We start from the raw sequence: 18,954 nt of genomic DNA, 5'->3' as shown, positions 1-18,954 counted from the left end.
ACTGTGCTTCCCTCGGAGGTTCGATGTCTCTGGATGTATCGCCCGCGCTGCTGGAGAAGGCCGAGCGCGGGGAGGTCTCCGACGCCGAATTCGTCGCCTGTGTCCGGGAGTCCCTGCCCTACGCCTGGACCGTGATCACCGGTGTCATCGCGGAGGCCGATGGCGCGGCCGACGGGTTCGCCGACAACGAGACGCCGCCGCCGAGCGAGGCCGAACGCGGGCAGCTGCTGCGGGCGCTGGCCTCGGACTCCATCCGCGGCGGACTGGAACGGCATTTCGGCGTCAAACTGGCGTTCCAGAACTGCCACCGGGTCGCCGCCTTCAAACCGTCCCAAGTGGACAGTGACCGCTACCGCGCGTTCGTCTCGGTGCGCGGACAGCTGCTGAACCAGAGCCCGGAACTGCGTGACTGCTGACGCTTAACGCAGCGCGGGCAGCACTTCGGCGCCGATCCGCGCGATGTTCTCGAGCGTTCCCTCCGGCGTACCGGACGCTTCCACCATCATGATCACGTGGGAGACCCCGGTACGCCGGATGCTCGTTCCCAGCCGGTCGACGCAGTACTCCACGCCGCCGATCGGGTGCATTTCGCACAGCTTGTCGGTGTAGGACACCGGATCCTTGTCCAGCCCGCGTTTGCCGTCGAGGTACACGTGCCCGGCGAAGCCCTCCTTCAGGGAACCCGGCAACGCGGACCGCACGACGTCCAGCGCGTCGTCCCCGACCTGGCACATCACCGTCGAGATGTGCTCGGCGGTGGAATCCCCGTACGCGGCAAGCGTTTCGATCTTGACGTCGTCGCCGGCGTGCAGGCCGAGCAACATCGGCAGCCCGCGATCTGCGGCGAGCCGGACCGCGCGCGAACCGGCATCGCCGCAGGCCACGACCAGACGCGGAGCACGCTCGGGCCGCGGCACCATCGGCACCTCACGGAACTTGAAGTGGTCGCCGCCCGCCGAGACGGTCTCCGACGTCATCGCCGCGAGCAACAGGTCGAGGCTCTCTTCGAAGCCCGTTTCGTAGCGGAACGCGCCGGTGCCGAAGACCTCGAGGTCCTGCCACGGCCCGCCCCTGCCGACGCCGATCCGCAGCCGTCCGCCGGAAACCGCGTCGAGCAGCGACCACTGTTCGGCGAGCGCCACCGGATGCGCGACCGACAGCACACTCACCGCGGTGCCGACCGCGATCCGCTCGGTGCGGCCGAGGACGTGCGCGGCGAGGGTGATGGCGGACGGGCAAACGCCGTACGGCATGAAGTGGTGCTCGGCGAACCACACGTCGTCGAATCCGGCCCGCTCGGCGGCGACGGCGGCGTCGACCGACCGGCGCAGGACATCGGCGTCCTCCTGCCCGGGAAACCGCCCGGAGACAAGGAAGACGCCGAACCGCACGCCTACTGGACGCTCACTTCGTTGAACCACAGCCTCGGTTCCAGCCACGGGAAGACGACGAACATCAGCAGCGCCACGACCCCTAGAGCCAGTACGACCGCCGTCGCGAGCTTCACCGCGAAGGGGCCCGGCAGCTTGCGCCAGATCCAGCCGTACATCAGCGCGCCTCCGAGATCTTGGGCAGGAGTTCGGCGTAGGAGCCGACCTGGTTCTTCGGCACCTGCTGGGCCAGCACCGCGTGGATGATGAGCCGTTCCTTCGCCGAGAACTTCGGGTGACAGGTCGTCAGCGTGAGCAGCGAGACCTGCTCGGCCTTCGGCAGGATCTCCGGGTCCTTGTACGGCACCGGGTTCACCGTTTCGCCCTTGCTCGGGAACACGATGCGGCGGCCGTTGGTCTCGCCGTAGGCGCCGCCGTCGACGGCGTTCGGGTCACGCAGCGTCCCGACGTTCTTGCACTTCGGGTCGGCGCCCTTGCCCGCGGCCCAGCCCTCGACCTCGTCCTTGTAGGGCAGCACCTTGTAGATGTAGAAGTCGGTCTGGGTCTCGATGATGATCTGGTCGCACGAGCTGAGGTTGTCCAGGTCGTTGAACGGCGCGCCCTTGCCGACCCGGTGGCCGGCGATGGCGAAGTTGCCCGGCTCGCCCGGCAGCGCGGTGCCCTTGTAGTGGCCGGGGCCGACTTCGAGCGCGGCCTCGGTGGTGCCTTCCTGGATGGTGAAGTTGAAGTCGGCGCCGAACACCGGGATGTGGATCCTGGCGAACGCCTTCCCGTCGACGAGGTCGGGGTGCAGTTGCCGGTCCTTCGACCAGTCGCCGTCCAGTTCCGAACTCGCCTCGGACTGCTTGCCCGCGGAGAACAGGTCGGTCACGTAGACCTCGTAGACCATGAACAGCAGCACCACGAGACCGGCGGTGATGAGCAGTTCGCCCACGGACCGGATGGCGACGCCGCCCTTGCCGAGCTCACGCGGCGGCGGGCGTTCCTCGGTCGCGGTGCCTCCGCCGACCGGTTCGAACATGACGGTCTCTTCGGTCGATCCCGGCGGCGGCGCGGGACGACGGCGCGGTGGCGGCCCGTCCATCCGGCGGCGCGGCGGCGGACCTTCCGGCGGCCTCCGTCGCGGCGTGGGCGCCTCTCCAGGGGCGCGACCCTCGTCCGGCCTACGCCGGGGGGCCTGGCCGCCTCCACCGGGGGGTCGTGGGGAGTACCGCCGTCGGTCCCCGCCCGGCTCTTCCCGCTCAGCCACGCAAGCTCCTCAGTCTCGAACCAAGCCGCAGTGTCGAACCAGCACCTGTCGAACCAGCACAGTGTCGAACCGTGTGTGACACCATTGTCACAGTGCGGGAAATCGACCGGTCCCGGACGGTGCCCAGCGGCGCTCGTTTACGTTAACGTGTGCACGTGGCGCTGGTTGCGCACCCGAAAGCGGGTCATCGCCACCAGGGAAGCCGAACAGTACGCGAGGAACACGATGCCGAAGTCCAAGGTCCGTAAGAAGACGGCGTACACCCCGCCGACCGACCGCCGCACGCCGGTGAAGGTCAAGGCCGCGGGCCCGTCGAACCTGTTCTACAAGATCGTGATGTTCGGTCTCATGCTGGTCGGCCTGATGTGGCTGGTCGTCAACTACATCGCGGGCGACAAGATCCCCTTCATGGCGGATCTGGGCAACACGAACTTCGCCATCGGCTTCGTGCTGATGATCGCCGGGTTGCTCATGACGATGCGGTGGCGGTGAGCATTACCCCGGATGGCGGCTTGACGCCTAATTACACCGGTGTGACTCATCCCCAGTGTGGATAACCCCTGTGGATAACTACCCCACCTCGTGGGCGCCACAGCGGAACGTTGTGGTAGTGGCCTGGGTGATCACCCTGTCGTTGCTGGCAGGCGCGCTGTGGCTGGCCGTCGACGGCGACGTCGGCGGCACCGTGCTGACGGGGATGGCCATGCTCTCCACGGGCGCGCTCGCCCTCCACGGCACCTTGATCCGTCCCCGCCTGGCGGCCGGTCCCGGCGGAATCCTGGCCAGGACCGTCGGCGGCGCGCACCGCTATTCCTGGACCGAAGCGCGACTGCGGCTGCGCACGACGCGTCGGCTCGGCCGGGACAGCCTGACCCTCGAGGTCGAATCCGGCGAACACCTGCTGGTGTTCGGCCGGATCGACCTCGGCGAGGACCCCAGGGACGTCCTGGACGTCCTCACCGCCCTCAAGGGTCAGGCGTTGTCGTAGTAGTGGACGTCGCCGTTCGGGCCGTGCGACCAGCCCGGAACGGCCGGTCCCACCGCGGGCGGCGCGTACTCCCCGAAGATCTCGTACGGCGAGGCCGGCGAGCAGATCGGGTTGATCTTGACGACGCAGGTCCGCAGCGAACCGCTGAACTTCGCCTTGACGTGCCGTGGCCGCTGGTCTTCCACCACGGCCGGACCGGCGGTGATCTCCCAGCCGCTGGCCGCACCCGGCCCGGTGGTGCCGACGGTCTGCGTCGCCACCGCCGAAGTCACGCCGGGATCCCCGAAGCAGATTTTCAACGCCGCATCGACGTAGGCGACACGCAGCGTGATCGTGCTGCCCGAGCCGAGGAAATAGCGTTTGGTGTAGGTCTGACAGGTTTCAGCGGCCTGATCGGCCTGAGCGACCGACGGTGCGAGCGCCGAAGCCAGCACGGCGACGGCGGCGAGAGCCGCGGCTTTCCGGATCTTCATTTCAACCCCCAAGTTGATGTCGATGATCAACCTGAAGGTACCCAACCTTGTTGCTTCTCCACCGGGTAATCGCATAACCCACTCGGTGGAAACGCGCCTACTACCGGTAGCAGAGGTACGCGGTCCGGCCCTGGAACGAGGTGAGCTGGCAGTACGCGGCGGACACCGTCTGCGCGTCCTTCCAGACGATGAGCCCGGCCATCGCCACCACGACGATCGCCATGCCGCCGATCTGCCAGCCCAGCCGGTTCTTCTCCGGGGCGTACAGCAGGGCGAACGTCGCCAGCAGACCGGCGGCGAAACCACCCGCGTGGGCGAGGACCGAGATACCCGGCACCTGGAAGGTGATGAAGATGTTCAGCCCGAGGATGACCAGCAGCCAGGTCGGGTTGAGCCGGAGCTTGATGACGATGACCGTGTACGCGCCGATGAGCCCGAAGATGGCGCCGGAGGCACCGACCACCGGGACGGCGTCGAGGTCCGTGAAGACCAGGTTCGCGGCCGAGCCGCCGAGCATCGACACGAAGTAGAGCGCGGTGAACGGCACGCGCCCGAGCGCGGTCTCCAGCGGGCGGCCCACGAACCACAGCGAGAAGGCGTTGCTCGCGATGTGCAGCAGGCCGTACTGCAGGAAGCCCGAGGTGAAGACGCGCCACCACTCGTTGTTCGCGAGCGTCGGCGGATTCGCCAGCTCACCGAGCTGGAAGAGCGCGGAGAAGTTGTTGTCCGCGATGCTGCCGGACTGGGCGACGGTGATGAAGAAGATGATGACGTTGAGCGCCAGGAGCACCGGCGTCACGACAGCCGTGCGGACCGGCTGGGCGCCGGCGAGGGTGGTCGCGCCGAAGCCCGCGTCGCGGTACTGCTTCTGCTGGACGCGGTCCTGCTGGCGGCCCGCCTGGATGCAGTCGGTGCAGTGGAAGCCGACGGAGGCTTCGCGCAGGCAATCCGGGCAGGCCGGACGCTCGCAGCGTGCACAGCTCAGCCCGGTCGGCCGGTTCGGATGCCACCAGCAGCCGGGCATGGCGGCCTGCTGGTACTGGGGATTCGGTGGTTGGCTCACGATGCCACCAACCTACCGAAATCCCCCGTATCAGGCCGTGTGATCAGCGTTGTGTCAGCCTTCGCGGCTGATGCTGACCTTCTCGATGACGATGTCCTGCAGCGGACGGTCGGCGGGACCGGTCGCGGTGCGGCCGATCGCGTCGACGACGTCGCGGGAAGCCTGGTCCGCGACCTCGCCGAAGATGGTGTGCTTGAAGTTCAGGTGCGTCGTCGGCGCGACGGTGATGAAGAACTGCGAACCGTTGGTGCCGGGTCCGGCGTTGGCCATGGCCAGCAGGTACGGCTTGGAGAACTGGAGCTCCGGGTGGAACTCGTCGCCGAACTTGTAGCCGGGGCCGCCGCGGCCGGTGCCGGTCGGGTCGCCGCCCTGGAGCATGAAGCCGTCGATGACGCGGTGGAAGATCGACCCGTCGTAGAACGGGCCCGAGTTGGCGCCCTGCGCGTTGGGCTGGGTGTACTCCTTGCTGCCCTCGGCGAGCCCGACGAAGTTCGCGACCGTTTTCGGCGCGTGGTCGGGGAACAGGTTCAGGTTGATGTCACCCTGGTTGGTGTGCAGAGTGGCCTTCAGCGCGCCACCAATGAGGGATCCCTTGCTTTCAGTCACGAGCTTCATCGTGCCATCTGCGGCAAGATCTGGGGAAAAGGGGCACGATAGGTTACAAGCAACGAAGCAGAATCAAAACGATTGATGAGGTGAAGGCCATGACCCGGGCCGCAGATTCGGTGAGCGAGTCGGCGAAGGCCGGCGCGCTCGGCCTGCGCAAACGTGCCGTCGAGGCGGGTAAGGAAGCCACCGCCCACGCCGTAGAGGTAGCCGAGCAGAAGCTCTCCGAGAGCGCCGGTGAGATCGCTAAGACCAGCCGTCGCGCGCGCAAGAAGCTCGCGAAGAAGACGGAACTGACCCGCAAGGAGCTCAAGCGGAGCTCGAAGGCGGCTCGCAAGGAGGCGCTGGCCAGGATTTCCGAGATGCGGAAGCCGGGCCGCAAGGCACGCAAGGCCGCCATCCTGGCCGCGAAGTCCGCCGGTGAGTCCAAGCGCCGGGGGAAGAAGGACTTCAAGGCGGCGAAGAAGGACTTCAGGGCCGCGCTCGTCGAGGCGAAGTCCGCCGCCAAGGGGACGCGCAAGCGTCGCCGCTGGCCGTGGGTGATCGGTATCGCGGTCGTCGGTGCCGGTGCCGCCTACGCCCTGCGTTCCAAGCAGGAGCCGCCGGTCGCGCCCGCGCCGCCGAAGGCTCCGCCTGCTCCTCCCGCTCCGCCCGCGAAGCCGGCCGCTCCGGCCGCGGCTGCTCCGAAGCCTCCGGCCCCCGCGAAGCCCGCCGCTTCCGGTCCGGCTCCGGTGAAGCCCGCGGCTCCGAAGCCCGGCACCCCTAAGAACGGGCACCAGGCTCCGAGCACCGCCGACAAGAAGAACTGACGCCTCACACCCGTCTTCTGCTTGTCACGAAGGGCCGTCCAGCGACCGCCAAGGTCACTGGACGGCCCTCTCATGTCTTGGTGCCGAAGATCAACGCGCCCAACAACAGCACCGGCGGACTCGTCTCGCCGGAAGCGCGCCAGCGCGACGGCGAGACTTCACCAGTCGCGCGCCCTCTTTCGGGCCGAAGGCCCACGTAAACGCGATGAAGGGGCGCCTCCCCGCTCAACTTGACGTTGAAGCGGATCGACGCCCCTTCGGCGCTTTTACGTCAGCGCGCGATCAGATCGCGCTGCGCGCGATTAAACAGCAGCAGCGTGCTTGTCGATCAGCTGGCCGAGGCGGGGAAGGGCCTCCTCGACGTTCTTCTTGCCGTTCGGGCGCAGCTTCGAGTAGACCTTCTTGATGCTGTCGCGGCTGCTCTTGTCGGCGCGGGAGTCGGTGACCGACAGGAGCGCGTCGGAGGCCTCGTCGCTGCGGCTGACCAGGTAGGCGCCGAAGTCGTTGCCGCCCTTGGCCTTGTAGTCGCCGTAGAAGGGCTCGAGGGCACCGGTGAAGTCGTCGAGCAGGGTGTCGACGGCGGCGGGGATGATGCCCGGCTTGATCTTCTTGACGGCGGCGAAGCCGGTCTTCACGACGGCACCCGAAACGCCGCCCTTGTCCGAGACCTCGGCGTCGACGAGGCTTTCGAAGTCGCTTACGACAGCCGGGCGACGGCTGGAGTCGAGCAAGATTTCCTTGAGGGTGTCAGCCACGAAACCTGTCCTTTTGTCTTATGGGGAGAAATGATCTTTTGTGCCGCCGAGCCACACCGCAAGGCGGCCTCCGCCGGATCCGGCGTTGCGCTGGTCCCGCGAACCGTCGCGCGTGCGGCACAGGGTAGTACAAGATCAACTTCACTCTGACGTGTGGATACCACTACCTAGAGCTGCAGCTCACCGATAGCCTCCTTCGCCACCGTACGTGCCTTGATGCTCTGCTTCTGGTTGGTGGTCACGACTACCGCGTTCCCGGCCTTCGAAACGGCGTAAACGGCGCCTTCTCCGGTCGGTTGGTAGCCGCCCTTCCAGCCCGCCGGTTCGTCGGCGGGGTTGGAGGTGTCGATGGGTGCCGCCTGATCCACGAGTGCCTTGGCCACCGCGGGTTCTCCGACGTACACGCGCACCGTGAGCTGCAGTTTCCCGCTGAGCGCGTAGAAGAAACAGGTCGGATGCGGCTGATCCGCCGAGGTTTTGACCTTGGAGACCTTCTGCCCGTTGGCGTCCGAGACGAACTCGGTGCCCAGGTACGGGCAGGGGCCTTTGCCGGTGGGTTCCGGGGCGGGCGGGATGCTGGGCGCCGCGGTCATCGACGGCGCCGGCGAGCTCGCCGCGGACGGCGGCTGTTCCGTCGGCCCGCAGGCCGCCAGGAGCGGCACGGCGAGCGGCAAGATCAGAAGACGTCGCATAGTGGCGTCCAGTGAAGCAGATCGGATCGCCGCGCCGGTGCGACCATCCGCCCTGTTCGTGCGACGATGGCGCCGCGTGAGGAATCTTCGGGAGGCATCGGTGCTCACCAAGGAGCAGTACCTGGGTGCGGTGGCAGAGCGTATCCAGCGCAGCGGGGGCAGGCTGAACACCGTCCAGATCGGTCCGAGCACGGCCGTCGTGGGCCTGTTCACCGAATCCGTGATGATGTCGACGATGAACTACTGCGTGGTCGCCGCGGCGATCCCGGAGGTGACCGCGCCCGCGTTGTACGACTTCACCGGGCTGGCGACGCAGCACGCGCGCGCGAACGTGATGGGCACGGTCGGCTGGACGGCCGCTTCGGTGGTGATCGCCGGGCTGATCGGTGACCGCGTGTATCCGGACGCCGCGCAGGCCGCGTCGGCGAAGTCCGGCAACCAGTTCGGCGGCGAGACGCGCATGGTGGCCGTCGATGTTTCGGCGGCGCAGATGTACGCGTTCGTCGGCGGGAAGTTGTGGGGCGCGGCGGTCCAGGGTTCGGTGAACGCGAAGCTGACGTTCTGTTTCCCGCAGCCGGGCGAGGTCTATCAGCAGGTGCAGTGGGCGCAGTCGCAGGGCCAGCAGCCGCCGATGCCGCCGGGTCCGCCGATGCCGCCGCCCGGTCAGCAGCCGCCGCCCGGCTGGCAGCCCCAGCAGCCCCCGCCGCCGCAGTACCCGGTCGGGCCGCCGCCCGCACAGGGTCCGCCGCCGGGTCAGCATCCGCCGCACTATCCGCCGCCCGCGCCCGGTTATCCGCCGCAGCGTCCGCCGGGGTACTGATGAGCCGCACGTTGCGCGGCTGGCCGTCGTTCCCCGAAGAACTGCCGGAGTTCGACACCGAGGCGGCACCGGCGACCCCGCGCGAGCTTTTCCTGGAGTGGCTCACCGAAGCGGGAGAGCACGTCCTGGCGCCCCACGCCGTCACTCTGTCCACAGTGGACTCTGACGGCGTGCCGGACGCGCGGGTCGTGATCCTCAAGGACGTCGACGGGGACACCTGGGCGGTCGCGACGAGTTCCGAAAGCCCGAAAGGTGTTCAGCTGGCGAAGAATCCGTTCGCCGCGCTGACCTTCTTCTGGCCGGGGCGAGGCCGTCAGGTCCGCCTGCGCGGCCCGGTCTCGCTCGCCGATCCCGAGGTGTCCGCGGCCGATTTCACCGCCCGGCCGCCGGCGTCGCGGGTGGAGGCGTTCATCGGCAGGCAGTCACAGGTGCTCGAAGATCCGGCCGATCTCGACCGCGCGGCCGCGGAAGCGGAGCGGTGGGTCGAGGAGAATCCCGGCGTGGCACCGGAAAGCTGGACGCGGTATCTGGTGACGCCGTCCGAAGTGGAGTTCTGGCAGGCGAGCCACGACCGGCGGCACCGGCGGCTCCGCTACCGGCGTGAGAACGGGACCTGGCACAAAGACCGCCTCTGGCCGTAAACGGTAACTGGGAACGACGATCGTCGGGTTGTCGTGGATGATTCACTTCGGCGACGGTGAACGCCACCTTGTCCCCAGATCGTTCGGAGGCGAAATGTCCACACGCCGTCGCATCGGGGGCGCCTTGGCCGCCACAGGGCTCGCCCTGCTGGCCGTCACGACGCCCGTCGCGAGCGCCCAGACCGGCGACCCGGCGAGAGGGCTGTACTCGGTGGAAGGCGCGTCCACCCCCGACGAACGCACCGAGGTCGCCCGCACCGGTGTCGACGTCGCGGGCTCGCGCGGCGGCGCGCTGACCGTCGTCGCCACGCCCGGCCAGGCCGCGAGCCTGCGCGCGAACGGCTTCGGCCTGAAGCCGCTCGGTGACTTCGACAGCATGCTCAAGCAGCGGAGCGGCCGGGCGGGCACCGCGGCCGTCGCGGGTGACTTCCCGCCGGGCGACGAGGCGTACCACACCTACGCCGAAACGACCGCGGAGCTGCAGAAGGCCGCGAAGGACCATGGAGACATCGCGACGCTGTCCAGCGTCGGCAAGTCCTACGAGGGCCGCGAGCTGAACCTGCTGAAGATCAGCGACAACGCGGGCACGGACGAGAACGAGCCCGAAGTGCTGTTCACCTGCAACCAGCACGCGCGCGAACACCTCACCACCGAGATGTGCCTGCGGATCGTGCAGCGGTTCACCAGCGGCTACGCGTCCGACCCCGCCATCAAGAAGATGGTCGACGAGCACGAGATCCACGTGATCCCGAACGTCAACCCGGACGGCTCCGAATACGACATCACCGGCGGCGAGTACCAGGGCTGGCGCAAGACGCGCAAACCCGTGCCGGGCAGCAGCGCGGTCGGCACCGACCCGAACCGCAACTGGGACTACAAGTGGAACTGCTGCGGCGGGTCGAGCAACAGCCCGTCCGCCGAGGACTACCACGGTCCGTCGGCGTTCTCCGAGCCGGAGACCAAGGCCGTCGCGGAGTTCATGAACTCCCGCGTGGTCGGCGGCGCGCAGCAGATCAAAACGCACATCGACTTCCACACCTTCTCGGAACTGGTGCTCTGGCCGTACGGCTACACCAAGGCCGACACCGACACGGGCCTGAGCGAGGAAGAAGCGAAGCGCTTCGCCGACGTCGGCAAGAAGATGGCCGCCACCAACGGTTACACGCCGGAGCAGTCGAGCGATCTGTACGTCACCGACGGCGACGTCAACGACTGGGCGTGGGGCAAGCACAAGATCCTCAGCTACACCTTCGAGATGTACCCGAAGGACGGCGGAATCGACGGCTTCTACCCGCCCGCTTCGGTGATCCCGGAGCAGACGGCCCGCAACGACAAGGCCGTCGACATCCTCATCGCCGAGGCGGGAGCCTGACCCCGCTCAGTTCCTGAGATCGGCCACTCGCGACGCCCGGCTCTTCGGCGAATCCAAGCTGAAGCTCCGGGCGTCGCCCAGCCGGTCGCGGACGAACTCTTCGGTCTCCGCGATCGTCTGGCGCAGCGCGGCGTCCTCGTCGCCGAAGAACCGGTGGACGATCTTGTTCGTTTCGGTGTCGAACTCCCACAAACCGGCGATACGGCCTCGGTCGACGATGACGTGACTTGGCGGATCCGCCTGCCCGCCCAGCGTCTCCCCCGCGCGGCCACCGGGCACCGGACGTTCGACGTCGGCGTCGTCGAGCAGCCGCGACATCTCACGGTGCAGCAGGTGGATGCCGTCGATGCCGGCGAGCAGCGCGTACGACGGCTCCGGCGGCACGGTGAACGCGGCGAACTCGTCGGCGATTTCCTTGGGCAGCAAGAGATCGGTGCCGTCGAGCGGCACGAGGTCCAGCTGTTCCACGATCTTCCTGGCACTGGCCGCCGTGAAACCGGAGAACCAGCGGAAATGCTTGAGTGACGCCGGGGCCGCCCACGAGAAGTACCGCCTGGCCAGTTCGGTCCGTGCGGTGTCCATATCGGACAGTCCGCCACGCGGCGACGGTGTCCAGCGGACGTAGCCGTAACTCTGCTGGTCCAGCCGCCCGTTGACCGGGACGCGGCGGATGTCGCCGCGGGCCTGGAGCAGGCCGAGCGCGAGCGGCAACGTCGTGGTGGTGCCGCGTTTGCGGCCGGCTTCCCCGAGGTTGCGCACCGCCGATCCGGCGGCTTCCTTGATCGCGGCCGGGCCGAGCGGTTCGGTGGACGCGTCGAGCAGATCGGCGACGGTGACGCACAACTGCTCGATCTCGGCCTGCGTGACACCCAGGTACTTCTCCGCGGCCGCGAGTTCACCGGCGGGCGCACCGGCGCCGACGGTCAGCCCGAGTTCGAAATCCGCCGACGGCAGGACGTAGGCGCAGCCCCGCGCCGACGGCAGTTCGTGGATGGCGAGCCGCGCGACGTCCGCGTCGACCGTCTCGCGATCGAGACGGGCCCTGGCGAACAGCCCGAGATAGGGCGCCGAACCGCCGACCGAGCGCATCCAGCCGGTCCGCTCCAGCACCTCGGCCGGCGACGCCCCGCGCAGCGAGCCGTCGAGACCTTGCCGATGTGCCCACCACGCGCGCAGCTTGTCGGTCGCCATGACTCCACGGTAGGCGGCACCCCGCGGCCTGGCACGATGACGGGATGCTGGTCGAACTGGCCATCGGCGACGCGTACGGAGGCTCCTTCGAGCACGCGTACCCGAGCTTCGTCGCCGAGCACAACACGCTGGCCGGTTATGTGCCGCATCCCGGCCAGCTCGGAGTCCCCGCGGGCCGCTACACCGACGACACGCAGATGACGATCGCGATCGCCGAAGTGCTCGTGTCGGGACAGCGTTGGACGCCGCTGCTGCTCGCCGAACAGTTCGTGCGGGCATATCACCGCGATCCGCACGACGGCTACGCGCCGCGCTTCCATCAGCTGCTCAGCGAAGTCCGGGACGGCGAAGAGCTGCTGCGACGGCTCCACCCGCAAAGCGACAAGAGCGGGGCGGCCATGCGTGCCGGGCCGATCGGGCTCCTGCCGACCGTCGACGACGTCCTCTACCACGCGAAACTGCAGGCCAGGATCACCCACGACACCCCTGCCGGGATCGCCGCGGCGCAGGCCGCCGCACTGGCGGTGCACTACTGCCACCATCGGGTGGGTCCGCTTTCCGAGGTCGCGAGGTGGATCGACGGGATCCTTCCGGAAGACATCGGGCATGGCGGCTGGGCGCTGCCGTGGTCGGGCAAGGTCGGGCCGCAGGGCTGGATGAGCGTCCGTGCCGCGCTGACCGTGCTCGCGACGGGCCGGAGTCTGAGCGAAATGCTCCAGCGCTCGGTCGCGTTCACCGGCGACGTCGACACCGTCGCGACGATCGCGCTGGCCGCCGCGTCACGGTCGCCCGAGGTGGCGCGGGATCTGCCGCCGGTGCTGTGGCGCGATCTGGAGAACGGCGAGTTCGGCCGCGACTATCTGGCGAGGCTCGACGAACGGTTGCTGCACATCTGACGTAGGCGGGATCCACAGAACGCGGACGTGCCCCTGGTCCGATTTCGGCAGACTGGGCCGGTGAAGTGGCTGTTCAGAAGCGGAATCGTCGTCGCTTGGCTCGCGGTGAGCGCGTTGCTCGTCGTCGGCACCGCGAACCTCGAACCGGATCACGGAGAACGCCCGGTCGGCACGTTCGGGTTCGCCGTCGTCGCGCTCGCTTGTCTCGCACTCGCCGCCGCCTGGCGGCTGCCGGTGGCGGTGGCGGGCACGGAAGCGTTTGCGCTCCTGCTCTACCTGGGGTTCGGCTATCCCGACGGTCCGGTGTTGTTCGCGGGTCTCGTGCCGTTGTTCGCGCTCGGAACCCTTCGCCCGCGACGGCTCGCGTACGCCTTCGCGGGCGGTATGGCGGCGGTCGTCGTCGGCGCGAACGTGGCCACCGGTGGGGTGGGCGTCCTCGATCTGGTCTTCGTCGGCTGGGCAGGCGTAGCGGTCTTCGCGGCCGACGCGCTTCGAGGACGTCGTGAGCGGGCCGCCGCCGCCGAGCGGGCGGAACGCGATCGCGTCCTCGGCGAGCGGCTGGACATCGCGCGGGATCTGCACGACAGCGTCGGCCACGCGATGGCGGTCATCAACGTCCAGTCGGGCATGGCCGCGCACGTGCTCGACGATCACCCGGAAGTGGCGAAGGAAGCGCTCGAAGTCGTCCGCACGGTCAGCGGCACGATCCTGGACGAACTGAACGCGATGGTGCGGCTGCTGCGTGACGACTCCATCCCCCTCCGGCCGGCACCGGGGGTAGCGGACATTCCCGCGTTGGTCGCTTCGGCGAACCAGGCGGGCCTGGCGGTCACGCTGGACCTCGACGCTCCCGGCATCGGGCAGCCGGTCGGCGGCGCGGCGTATCGGATCGTCCAGGAATCCCTCACGAACGCCGCGAAACACGGCACGTCGGCAGCCGAAGTGACGGTGCGAGCCGACCGGAGCGGCCTGCGGCTCGACGTGGTCAACGAGGCCCGCACGCCTGGTCCGGATGTCCCCGGGGCCGGAATCAGGGGAATGGGTGAACGTGCCAGGGCGACCGGCGGCACACTGACCACGTGCCGTGAGGACGGGAGGTTCCGGGTGAGCGCGCGATGGCCGTGATCAGGGTGGTGCTCGCCGACGACCAGCTTTTGGTGCGGTCCGGGTTCGCGGCGTTGCTCCGGGCGGAAACCGGGATCACCGTGGTGGGGGAAGCGGACGACGGCGAGGCGGCGGTGGCCGTCGTCGCGGAAACCGTGCCCGACGTGGTGCTGATGGATATCCGGATGCCGGGGATGGACGGTCTGGAAGCCACCCGCCGGATCATGGCGGACGAACGGCTTTCCGGCGTTCGTGTCCTCATGCTGACGACGTTCGACCTCGACGAATACGTCTTCGACGCGCTACGCGCCGGAGCGAGCGGTTTCCTGCTCAAACACACCAGGCCCGTCGACCTGATCCAGGCGGTCCGCGTCGTGGCGGCGGGAGACGCGCTCCTTTCCCCGAGTGTGACCAGGCGGCTGATCGCGGAGTTCACCGCGCGTCCGTCGAGGCCGATGCCCCGTCTCGGCGGCTCCGCGTTCACCGAACGGGAGCACGAGGTGGTCCTCCGCGTCGCGCAAGGAATGTCGAACGAGGAGATCGCCGCCGAGTTCGTCATCAGCGCGGCGACCGTACGGACCCACGTCAGCCGGGCGATGACCAAGGTCCATGCCCGCGACCGGGCGCAGCTCGTGGTGTTCGCGTACCAGACCGGCCTCGTCCGCGCCGAACATCAGGCGTAGCCCGCGATCTCCACACTCGACGGACGACGCGACCCGGCCGCGGCTCCGACGCTGGAGCCATGACCTTCACCGCAAGAGCGGCCGTTCTCGCCGCGCTGCTCACCCTTTTCGGGACGACGACAGCGGTCGCCACCGAACGACCATCGACGGCCAGGTGCCAGGAACACCGCTTCCAAGTCCGGGTCGGCACCCAAGACCACACGATCGCGGGCGAGCTCTGCGTCCGCGGGAAACTCACCTCGCGCACCCCGGTCCAGGTCCTGCTGCACGGCGGGACCTACGACCGCTCCTACTGGGACTGGCCGTACCAGCCGCGTCGATACTCCTATGTGGACAGTGCGACGCGAGCGGGCTTCGCGACGCTCAACATCGACAGGCTCGGGTACGGCCGCAGCAGCCGCCCGAATCCGGAGACCCTCGACTTCGCCGCCGGCGGAGAGGCCGTCCACCAGGTCGTCCAGCGCTTACGCCGAGGCGCGGCAGGACCTCGCTTCCGGACCATCGTCCTCAACGGACACTCGATGGGAGGCCTCGTCGCCGAACGGGCTGCGGCGCGGGGCGGGATCGACGCCGTGATCGTCAGCGGGATCCCCCGTGATCGGCCCGGCGAGCGATCCGCATCCCCGGCTTCACCGTTCTACCCGGCAGAACAGGACCCGAAGTTCGCCGGAAAGCCTTGGGCTCCCGGTTATCTCACCACCCGGCCCGGCACACGCGCCGAAACCTTCCACTACGAAGGGGCCTACGACCCGGCGATCATCCCGGTGGAAGAGGCGCTGAAGGACACGCTCGCCTCCGCGGAACTCCGCGCTGTCGGCCCCGGCTCGATGCGCACCCGAGCCGCGAAGACGCCGACGACCTACGTGCTGGGCGAACACGACACCCTGATCTGCGGAACAAGTGCCTGCACGAACCAAGACGCCGACCACGTCGTGCGCGGCAGTGGTCATTCCCTCAACACCGGCCTGGCCGCACAGGGTTTCTATCGATGGACGTTCGCCTGGCTGGCACGTCAAGGGATCCACGGCCGGTAAAGCACCGGATCACCAGGAAGGCCGGTACCGCAGGCCTTGCTCGTAGTACTGGTCGTCGGATTCCGCCGGTTCGGACTGTGCGGGGCCGGCCGGTTCTTCCGAACGGTCCTTGAGCACCACGTTCTCCGTGACCGCCGGGGTCCGGCGCGAGATCGGGGATTCCGGCGTCACGGTTTCCCCGGCCTGCTGGAACGAAGGGGTGAACCCGACCCGCCAGCGGAGCCTGTCCGTGATGTATCCGGCGTTGCCGATCGGCGCCATCAGCTTCGCGCTGCGCTTCGCGGATTCTTGCTGCGCTTCTTGATAAGTCCGCATGACGGCGTCCGCGATCTCGGCGGGCGACATCCGCGACACGGCTTCGGTCACCCTGAGCCGGGTCATCACGCCGTCGGTGTTGACCGAAACGGAAACGGCACCGTCCGGTGAGGACGCGTCCACCGACAGGGCGGCCAAGGCCTCGAGCATCGCTTGCCGGTCGTTGGCCGGTTTCTTGGGCGCCGGTTTTTCGGCCACGTTCGCTCCTTGAGCGGTGGGGTCTCCCGAGCCGGAGACCCCACCCGTCCGCTATTCGAGTGGGGACAGTTCCCGCGGCGGTTCCTGGATCTCGCCGTCGTTCGAGATGTCGACGTTCTGGTCCCGGACCCGCTTTTCCGTTCCCTTGTCGGTGTTCTCCGTTTCGAAGTTGCCGGGGTCGAAGGTTTCGCCGGGGCTGACGTCCGGCGGCTCGGGAATGATCGGCAGGTTGTTGATCTCGGTGTGGATCTTCGAGACCAGCGACTCCGAAGCGCGGAACATGCTTTCCCTGATGTTGACCACACCATCGTGGAAGCTGTTGTAGATCATTTCGGGGCTGTCCCCGACGATGTCGGCCTGCACGGTGGCCGCCGTGGCGAGCCCGGCCCCTGCCGCGGCGCCGGCGACCTGCACTCCGTTCGCGGTGGTGAAGAACGCCGCCGCGGTGAGGCCACCGGCCGGTGGCACGGCCGCCACGAGCAGAGCGGTGACAGCGGCGGCGAAGGTCGCGGCCAGCGCCTTCTGCAAGGCCGATTCGTCCTGCCGTTCCTGGTCGTCCCGGTACTTTTCCGCGGCGGTCATGAAGGAAGCGGCGAGTGCGCTCAGGTCGGCCCGCGCGGTGGCGATGGCGTCCCGCGCGGCCACGATGTCGGCTTCCAGCACGGTGAGTTTGGTGCCCACGCGGGCATAGGTGTTCACCAGACCCTGGATGTAGCTCTTGGCGGTCTCGGCGCCTTCACCGCGCCACTTGAGCAGCAGGACCAAAGACCGGTCGAGCGGCGCTTTCGTGTCCTGGAAAGCGTTCCAGAGACCTTCATAGGCCTCGATCATGGTCTGCAGGCTGTTCTCGCCGACGAGCTCCGCCTCGGAGAACTCGAGGAAGAAGTCGCGGATCTGTTCCTTTCGGCCGCCGCTCATGTCCACGTCGCTGCCGAACGTCCAGTCAAAGAAAAGGAGGTCCACCGCCGCGAAGGCCTTTTCGGCGCCCGCTTTGAGGTCGTGGGTGATTCCCTCGAGAAGCTCGGCGTTCTTGTCGTCACCTTCGGCGGTGGTCTCCGCGTCCAGTGCGTTGAAGTACCCGTCCACGCCGCTACCCCTGTTCCCCGTACGCCGCGCGGTTCATTCGCTGCTTGTTGTCCTCATCGACGGATTCGTACAGTTCGGCGACCTTCGCCAGTGCCCGGGAGGCGTCCTGCGTGCTGCCGTGCAACCGCGCGAGCATCTTCTCGACGGCCTGACGGTGTTCCTCGTACGCCGCCGAAACCCCGCGCATGCCCAGGGACTTCCCGAACGCGGTGTCCGGCGCGAAAAAGCCGGGGAGAAGGCCACCCGTGACCGGGTCGGGAGCGGGCACGTCCTGCCCGGTCACCCCGGTATGGGCGGTACTGACTATGTCGGCGGCCTTCTGCAGTTCCTTGCTCGACAACCTGAGATCGTCGAGGTCGGTTTCGAAACTGACCATGTTCACCTCGCTGTCCGGATTCCACCCCATGTAAGCAGCGTTGACTTGGCTGAGCGCGAGACTTTGTCATCCGCGTACGGTGACGAACGTCACCGCTCAGAGACAGACCCAGCAGTAGAGGCGATCGTCCCTGGTCGTGGCGGTGCGGCGAGTTCCGCGAGGCCGGCCAGCAAGTCGGCCAGCTCGGCAGGGTCGGCCTGGCCACCGAACTCGTCGGTTCGGGACCAGGGCTCGGCGACCTCGCGCAGGCGCGCCTCGTCGGCGTCGGACAACGCGGCGGTCAGCTCGTCGGTCAGCGCGACGACGAGACGCGTGCCGCCGCCGGCCATGGCGATGGGACCGAGATCGCGTTCGAGGATGGTCTCGTAGCCGACACCGGTGAGGAGGGACTCCAGCGTGCCCAACTGCACGAGCGGATCCACACCTTTGAGCGGGACGGTCGGCAAGGAAGCCTCGGCCGGCCCGCCGACGAGGTCGATCGTGGTGGCCGCGGTCTCGTTGTCCGGCGCGGCGAAGTAGTCGAAGAGCACACCCATGCGCGCATTCTTACAGCGAGCTACGGCCCGGAAACTAAAAAGCCACCCGCGGCGCGGGTGGCTTCGTGAACCAGAGTGGAGCTGAGGGGAATCGAACCCCTGACCCCTGCCTTGCAAAGGTGGGAACCCGTGTCACATCTGACCTGCCGATCCTTAACCTGCTGGTCAGGGGGCCCTATTCCCCGTTGTTCCCCGTTAGTCTCCCCGCGCTCCCCCGGCAACGGGCACGCCAGGGGCACATGAGGGACACAAGCGGCTGGAACAGGTGGGGGTGGCCATGCCCGTCCCCCCACCTGTTTCAGCCGTAGTTACTGCTGTGACATAGAAGAAGAGTGGGAAGAGTGACAGCGCCACCCCTGTCACTCCCCTGTCACTCCTATTTGCACAGGTCACAAGGGGTGGAGTGACAGAGTGACAGGGGTGACAGGTCCCACATGCCCCCGCTGTCACTCTGCAGGTCGCCGCAGGTGTCGGTGGCTCGATTTACGCTCCGGATCGTGACTGAATCTGCTTCGCAGAAGTGCTTCCGCTGTGACGAGAACGAACCGGGCAGGGGCGGCGTGCTGTGTCCAAGTTGCCAGGACTCTCTCTGGGCAGCTCACCGCGGCTACTGGGAGAACCACGAACAGCAGGGCGCGAAGGTGGTCCCGAACCGGCGATGACCGGCGATGCCGTT

At 68.0% G+C, this 18,954-nt stretch carries 24 protein-coding genes; 11 read left to right on the top strand and 13 right to left on the bottom strand.

The features are described 5' to 3' along the window. Positions 1-23 precede the first annotated feature (23 nt). Positions 24-416, top strand: coding sequence for an SCO5389 family protein (locus ACIHAO_RS02585; protein WP_396554401.1), 393 nt, complete (start codon positions 24-26; stop codon positions 414-416). A 3-nt stretch (positions 417-419) separates the two neighbouring features. Here ACIHAO_RS02585 and ACIHAO_RS02580 read toward each other — a convergent pair whose 3' ends face one another. The 3 genes from ACIHAO_RS02580 to ACIHAO_RS02570 are packed head-to-tail and all read right to left on the bottom strand — an operon-like array spanning position 420 to position 2,475. Further along, positions 420-1,391 (bottom strand): LLM class flavin-dependent oxidoreductase, encoded by a 972-nt coding sequence (locus ACIHAO_RS02580; protein ID WP_396554400.1) that lies wholly within the window; start codon positions 1,389-1,391, stop codon positions 420-422. 2 nt (positions 1,392-1,393) lie between these two features. Then, positions 1,394-1,549 (bottom strand): hypothetical protein, encoded by a 156-nt coding sequence (locus ACIHAO_RS02575; RefSeq protein ID WP_125781595.1) that lies wholly within the window; start codon positions 1,547-1,549, stop codon positions 1,394-1,396. After that, a complete protein-coding gene (locus ACIHAO_RS02570; protein WP_396554399.1) occupies positions 1,549-2,475 on the bottom strand; it encodes a class E sortase in 927 nt (308 codons plus the stop codon). Before ACIHAO_RS02570 ends, ACIHAO_RS02575 begins: the two co-directional genes overlap by 1 nt. A gap of 390 nt (positions 2,476-2,865) precedes the next feature. Here ACIHAO_RS02570 and crgA point away from each other — a divergent pair, with 390 nt between their 5' ends. Both crgA and ACIHAO_RS02560 read left to right on the top strand, forming a co-directional pair. After that, positions 2,866-3,132, top strand: a complete 267-nt coding sequence (gene crgA, locus ACIHAO_RS02565; protein ID WP_101613637.1) for a cell division protein CrgA — start codon at positions 2,866-2,868, stop codon at positions 3,130-3,132. A 118-nt stretch (positions 3,133-3,250) separates the two neighbouring features. Beyond that, positions 3,251-3,628 (top strand): PH domain-containing protein, encoded by a 378-nt coding sequence (locus tag ACIHAO_RS02560; protein WP_396554398.1) that lies wholly within the window; start codon positions 3,251-3,253, stop codon positions 3,626-3,628. On the opposite strand, the gene ACIHAO_RS02555 is transcribed toward ACIHAO_RS02560, so the two are convergent. The 3 genes from ACIHAO_RS02555 to ACIHAO_RS02545 all read right to left on the bottom strand — a co-directional run bounded on the left by ACIHAO_RS02555 (position 3,613) and on the right by ACIHAO_RS02545 (position 5,779). Beyond that, positions 3,613-4,101 (bottom strand): hypothetical protein, encoded by a 489-nt coding sequence (locus ACIHAO_RS02555; protein WP_396554397.1) that lies wholly within the window; start codon positions 4,099-4,101, stop codon positions 3,613-3,615. The two genes, ACIHAO_RS02560 and ACIHAO_RS02555, sit on opposite strands and share 16 nt — an antisense overlap. A gap of 100 nt (positions 4,102-4,201) precedes the next feature. After that, positions 4,202-5,164, bottom strand: a complete 963-nt coding sequence (locus tag ACIHAO_RS02550; RefSeq protein WP_396554396.1) for a rhomboid family intramembrane serine protease — start codon at positions 5,162-5,164, stop codon at positions 4,202-4,204. Between the two features lie 54 nt (positions 5,165-5,218). Then, a complete protein-coding gene (locus ACIHAO_RS02545) occupies positions 5,219-5,779 on the bottom strand; it encodes a peptidylprolyl isomerase (RefSeq protein ID WP_396554395.1) in 561 nt (186 codons plus the stop codon). An 89-nt stretch (positions 5,780-5,868) separates the two neighbouring features. Here ACIHAO_RS02545 and ACIHAO_RS02540 point away from each other — a divergent pair, with 89 nt between their 5' ends. Then, positions 5,869-6,579 (top strand): hypothetical protein, encoded by a 711-nt coding sequence (locus tag ACIHAO_RS02540; RefSeq protein WP_396554394.1) that lies wholly within the window; start codon positions 5,869-5,871, stop codon positions 6,577-6,579. Positions 6,580-6,881: 302 nt separating this feature from the next. On the opposite strand, the gene ACIHAO_RS02535 is transcribed toward ACIHAO_RS02540, so the two are convergent. Together ACIHAO_RS02535 and ACIHAO_RS02530 are read right to left on the bottom strand one after the other, a co-directional pair. After that, a complete protein-coding gene (locus ACIHAO_RS02535) occupies positions 6,882-7,334 on the bottom strand; it encodes a DUF6918 family protein (RefSeq protein ID WP_396554393.1) in 453 nt (150 codons plus the stop codon). 167 nt (positions 7,335-7,501) lie between these two features. Next, positions 7,502-8,026 (bottom strand): DUF2020 domain-containing protein, encoded by a 525-nt coding sequence (locus tag ACIHAO_RS02530; protein WP_396554392.1) that lies wholly within the window; start codon positions 8,024-8,026, stop codon positions 7,502-7,504. Positions 8,027-8,126: 100 nt separating this feature from the next. Here ACIHAO_RS02530 and ACIHAO_RS02525 point away from each other — a divergent pair, with 100 nt between their 5' ends. From ACIHAO_RS02525 to ACIHAO_RS02515, 3 genes are all read left to right on the top strand, one after another. After that, entirely contained in the window at positions 8,127-8,846 is a 720-nt protein-coding gene (locus ACIHAO_RS02525; RefSeq protein ID WP_125781814.1) for a hypothetical protein, read from the top strand. After that, the gene (locus ACIHAO_RS02520; RefSeq protein ID WP_396554391.1) at positions 8,846-9,487 is read left to right on the top strand and encodes a pyridoxal 5'-phosphate synthase; all 642 of its coding nucleotides are present in this window, start codon (positions 8,846-8,848) and stop codon (positions 9,485-9,487) included. Before ACIHAO_RS02525 ends, ACIHAO_RS02520 begins: the two co-directional genes overlap by 1 nt. Before the next feature lie 94 nt (positions 9,488-9,581). Then, positions 9,582-10,859 (top strand): M14 family metallopeptidase, encoded by a 1,278-nt coding sequence (locus ACIHAO_RS02515; RefSeq protein WP_396554390.1) that lies wholly within the window; start codon positions 9,582-9,584, stop codon positions 10,857-10,859. Between the two features lie 6 nt (positions 10,860-10,865). On the opposite strand, the gene ACIHAO_RS02510 is transcribed toward ACIHAO_RS02515, so the two are convergent. Further along, positions 10,866-12,050, bottom strand: coding sequence for a DNA glycosylase AlkZ-like family protein (locus ACIHAO_RS02510; RefSeq protein WP_396554389.1), 1,185 nt, complete (start codon positions 12,048-12,050; stop codon positions 10,866-10,868). 44 nt (positions 12,051-12,094) lie between these two features. Between ACIHAO_RS02510 and ACIHAO_RS02505 the strand changes: the two genes are divergently transcribed. The 4 genes from ACIHAO_RS02505 to ACIHAO_RS02490 are packed head-to-tail and all read left to right on the top strand — an operon-like array spanning position 12,095 to position 15,767. Continuing rightward, the gene (locus ACIHAO_RS02505) at positions 12,095-12,946 is read left to right on the top strand and encodes an ADP-ribosylglycohydrolase family protein (protein ID WP_396554388.1); all 852 of its coding nucleotides are present in this window, start codon (positions 12,095-12,097) and stop codon (positions 12,944-12,946) included. Between the two features lie 60 nt (positions 12,947-13,006). Then, on the top strand, positions 13,007-14,071 hold the full coding sequence (locus tag ACIHAO_RS02500) for a sensor histidine kinase (protein WP_396554387.1): 1,065 nt from the start codon (positions 13,007-13,009) through the stop codon (positions 14,069-14,071). After that, positions 14,062-14,733 carry a response regulator gene (locus ACIHAO_RS02495; protein WP_396554386.1) on the top strand — a complete coding sequence of 224 codons (672 nt, stop codon included), beginning with the start codon at positions 14,062-14,064 and terminating at the stop codon, positions 14,731-14,733. Before ACIHAO_RS02500 ends, ACIHAO_RS02495 begins: the two co-directional genes overlap by 10 nt. A 59-nt stretch (positions 14,734-14,792) precedes the next feature. Then, the gene (locus tag ACIHAO_RS02490; protein ID WP_396554385.1) at positions 14,793-15,767 is read left to right on the top strand and encodes an alpha/beta hydrolase; all 975 of its coding nucleotides are present in this window, start codon (positions 14,793-14,795) and stop codon (positions 15,765-15,767) included. 9 nt (positions 15,768-15,776) lie between these two features. Here ACIHAO_RS02490 and ACIHAO_RS02485 read toward each other — a convergent pair whose 3' ends face one another. The 4 genes from ACIHAO_RS02485 to ACIHAO_RS02470 are packed head-to-tail and all read right to left on the bottom strand — an operon-like array spanning position 15,777 to position 18,278. Then, the gene (locus tag ACIHAO_RS02485; protein WP_396554384.1) at positions 15,777-16,280 is read right to left on the bottom strand and encodes a YbaB/EbfC family nucleoid-associated protein; all 504 of its coding nucleotides are present in this window, start codon (positions 16,278-16,280) and stop codon (positions 15,777-15,779) included. Between the two features lie 51 nt (positions 16,281-16,331). Next, positions 16,332-17,366 carry a hypothetical protein gene (locus tag ACIHAO_RS02480; protein ID WP_396554383.1) on the bottom strand — a complete coding sequence of 345 codons (1,035 nt, stop codon included), beginning with the start codon at positions 17,364-17,366 and terminating at the stop codon, positions 16,332-16,334. A 4-nt stretch (positions 17,367-17,370) separates the two neighbouring features. Then, on the bottom strand, positions 17,371-17,772 hold the full coding sequence (locus ACIHAO_RS02475) for a hypothetical protein (RefSeq protein ID WP_396554382.1): 402 nt from the start codon (positions 17,770-17,772) through the stop codon (positions 17,371-17,373). A gap of 59 nt (positions 17,773-17,831) precedes the next feature. Continuing rightward, positions 17,832-18,278, bottom strand: a complete 447-nt coding sequence (locus ACIHAO_RS02470; RefSeq protein ID WP_396554381.1) for a hypothetical protein — start codon at positions 18,276-18,278, stop codon at positions 17,832-17,834. Positions 18,279-18,954: the final 676 nt, after the last annotated feature.

The sequence above is a fragment of the Amycolatopsis sp. NPDC052450 genome, assembly GCF_044547565.1.
GTDB lineage: Bacteria > Actinomycetota > Actinomycetes > Mycobacteriales > Pseudonocardiaceae > Amycolatopsis.
Note: the sequence above shows the minus strand (reverse complement) of the source record. Positions and strands in the feature narration are given on the sequence as shown.

Excerpts from the sequence above, each read along its gene's own strand:
- ACIHAO_RS02585 (WP_396554401.1), top strand. The coding sequence starts at position 24 with ATGTCTCTGGATGTATCGCCCGCGCTGCTGGAGAAGGCCGAGCGCGGG.
- ACIHAO_RS02575 (WP_125781595.1), bottom strand. The coding sequence starts at position 1,549 with ATGTACGGCTGGATCTGGCGCAAGCTGCCGGGCCCCTTCGCGGTGAAG.
- ACIHAO_RS02520 (WP_396554391.1), top strand. The coding sequence starts at position 8,846 with ATGAGCCGCACGTTGCGCGGCTGGCCGTCGTTCCCCGAAGAACTGCCG.
- ACIHAO_RS02570 (WP_396554399.1), bottom strand. The coding sequence starts at position 2,475 with ATGGACGGGCCGCCACCGCGCCGTCGTCCCGCGCCGCCGCCGGGATCG.
- ACIHAO_RS02540 (WP_396554394.1), top strand. The coding sequence starts at position 5,869 with ATGACCCGGGCCGCAGATTCGGTGAGCGAGTCGGCGAAGGCCGGCGCG.
- ACIHAO_RS02505 (WP_396554388.1), top strand. The coding sequence starts at position 12,095 with ATGCTGGTCGAACTGGCCATCGGCGACGCGTACGGAGGCTCCTTCGAG.
- ACIHAO_RS02515 (WP_396554390.1), top strand. The coding sequence starts at position 9,582 with ATGTCCACACGCCGTCGCATCGGGGGCGCCTTGGCCGCCACAGGGCTC.
- ACIHAO_RS02545 (WP_396554395.1), bottom strand. The coding sequence starts at position 5,779 with ATGAAGCTCGTGACTGAAAGCAAGGGATCCCTCATTGGTGGCGCGCTG.
- crgA (WP_101613637.1), top strand. The coding sequence starts at position 2,866 with ATGCCGAAGTCCAAGGTCCGTAAGAAGACGGCGTACACCCCGCCGACC.
- ACIHAO_RS02495 (WP_396554386.1), top strand. The coding sequence starts at position 14,062 with ATGGCCGTGATCAGGGTGGTGCTCGCCGACGACCAGCTTTTGGTGCGG.
- ACIHAO_RS02470 (WP_396554381.1), bottom strand. The coding sequence starts at position 18,278 with ATGGGTGTGCTCTTCGACTACTTCGCCGCGCCGGACAACGAGACCGCG.
- ACIHAO_RS02490 (WP_396554385.1), top strand. The coding sequence starts at position 14,793 with ATGACCTTCACCGCAAGAGCGGCCGTTCTCGCCGCGCTGCTCACCCTT.
- ACIHAO_RS02510 (WP_396554389.1), bottom strand. The coding sequence starts at position 12,050 with ATGGCGACCGACAAGCTGCGCGCGTGGTGGGCACATCGGCAAGGTCTC.
- ACIHAO_RS02530 (WP_396554392.1), bottom strand. The coding sequence starts at position 8,026 with ATGCGACGTCTTCTGATCTTGCCGCTCGCCGTGCCGCTCCTGGCGGCC.
- ACIHAO_RS02555 (WP_396554397.1), bottom strand. The coding sequence starts at position 4,101 with ATGAAGATCCGGAAAGCCGCGGCTCTCGCCGCCGTCGCCGTGCTGGCT.
- ACIHAO_RS02475 (WP_396554382.1), bottom strand. The coding sequence starts at position 17,772 with ATGGGGTGGAATCCGGACAGCGAGGTGAACATGGTCAGTTTCGAAACC.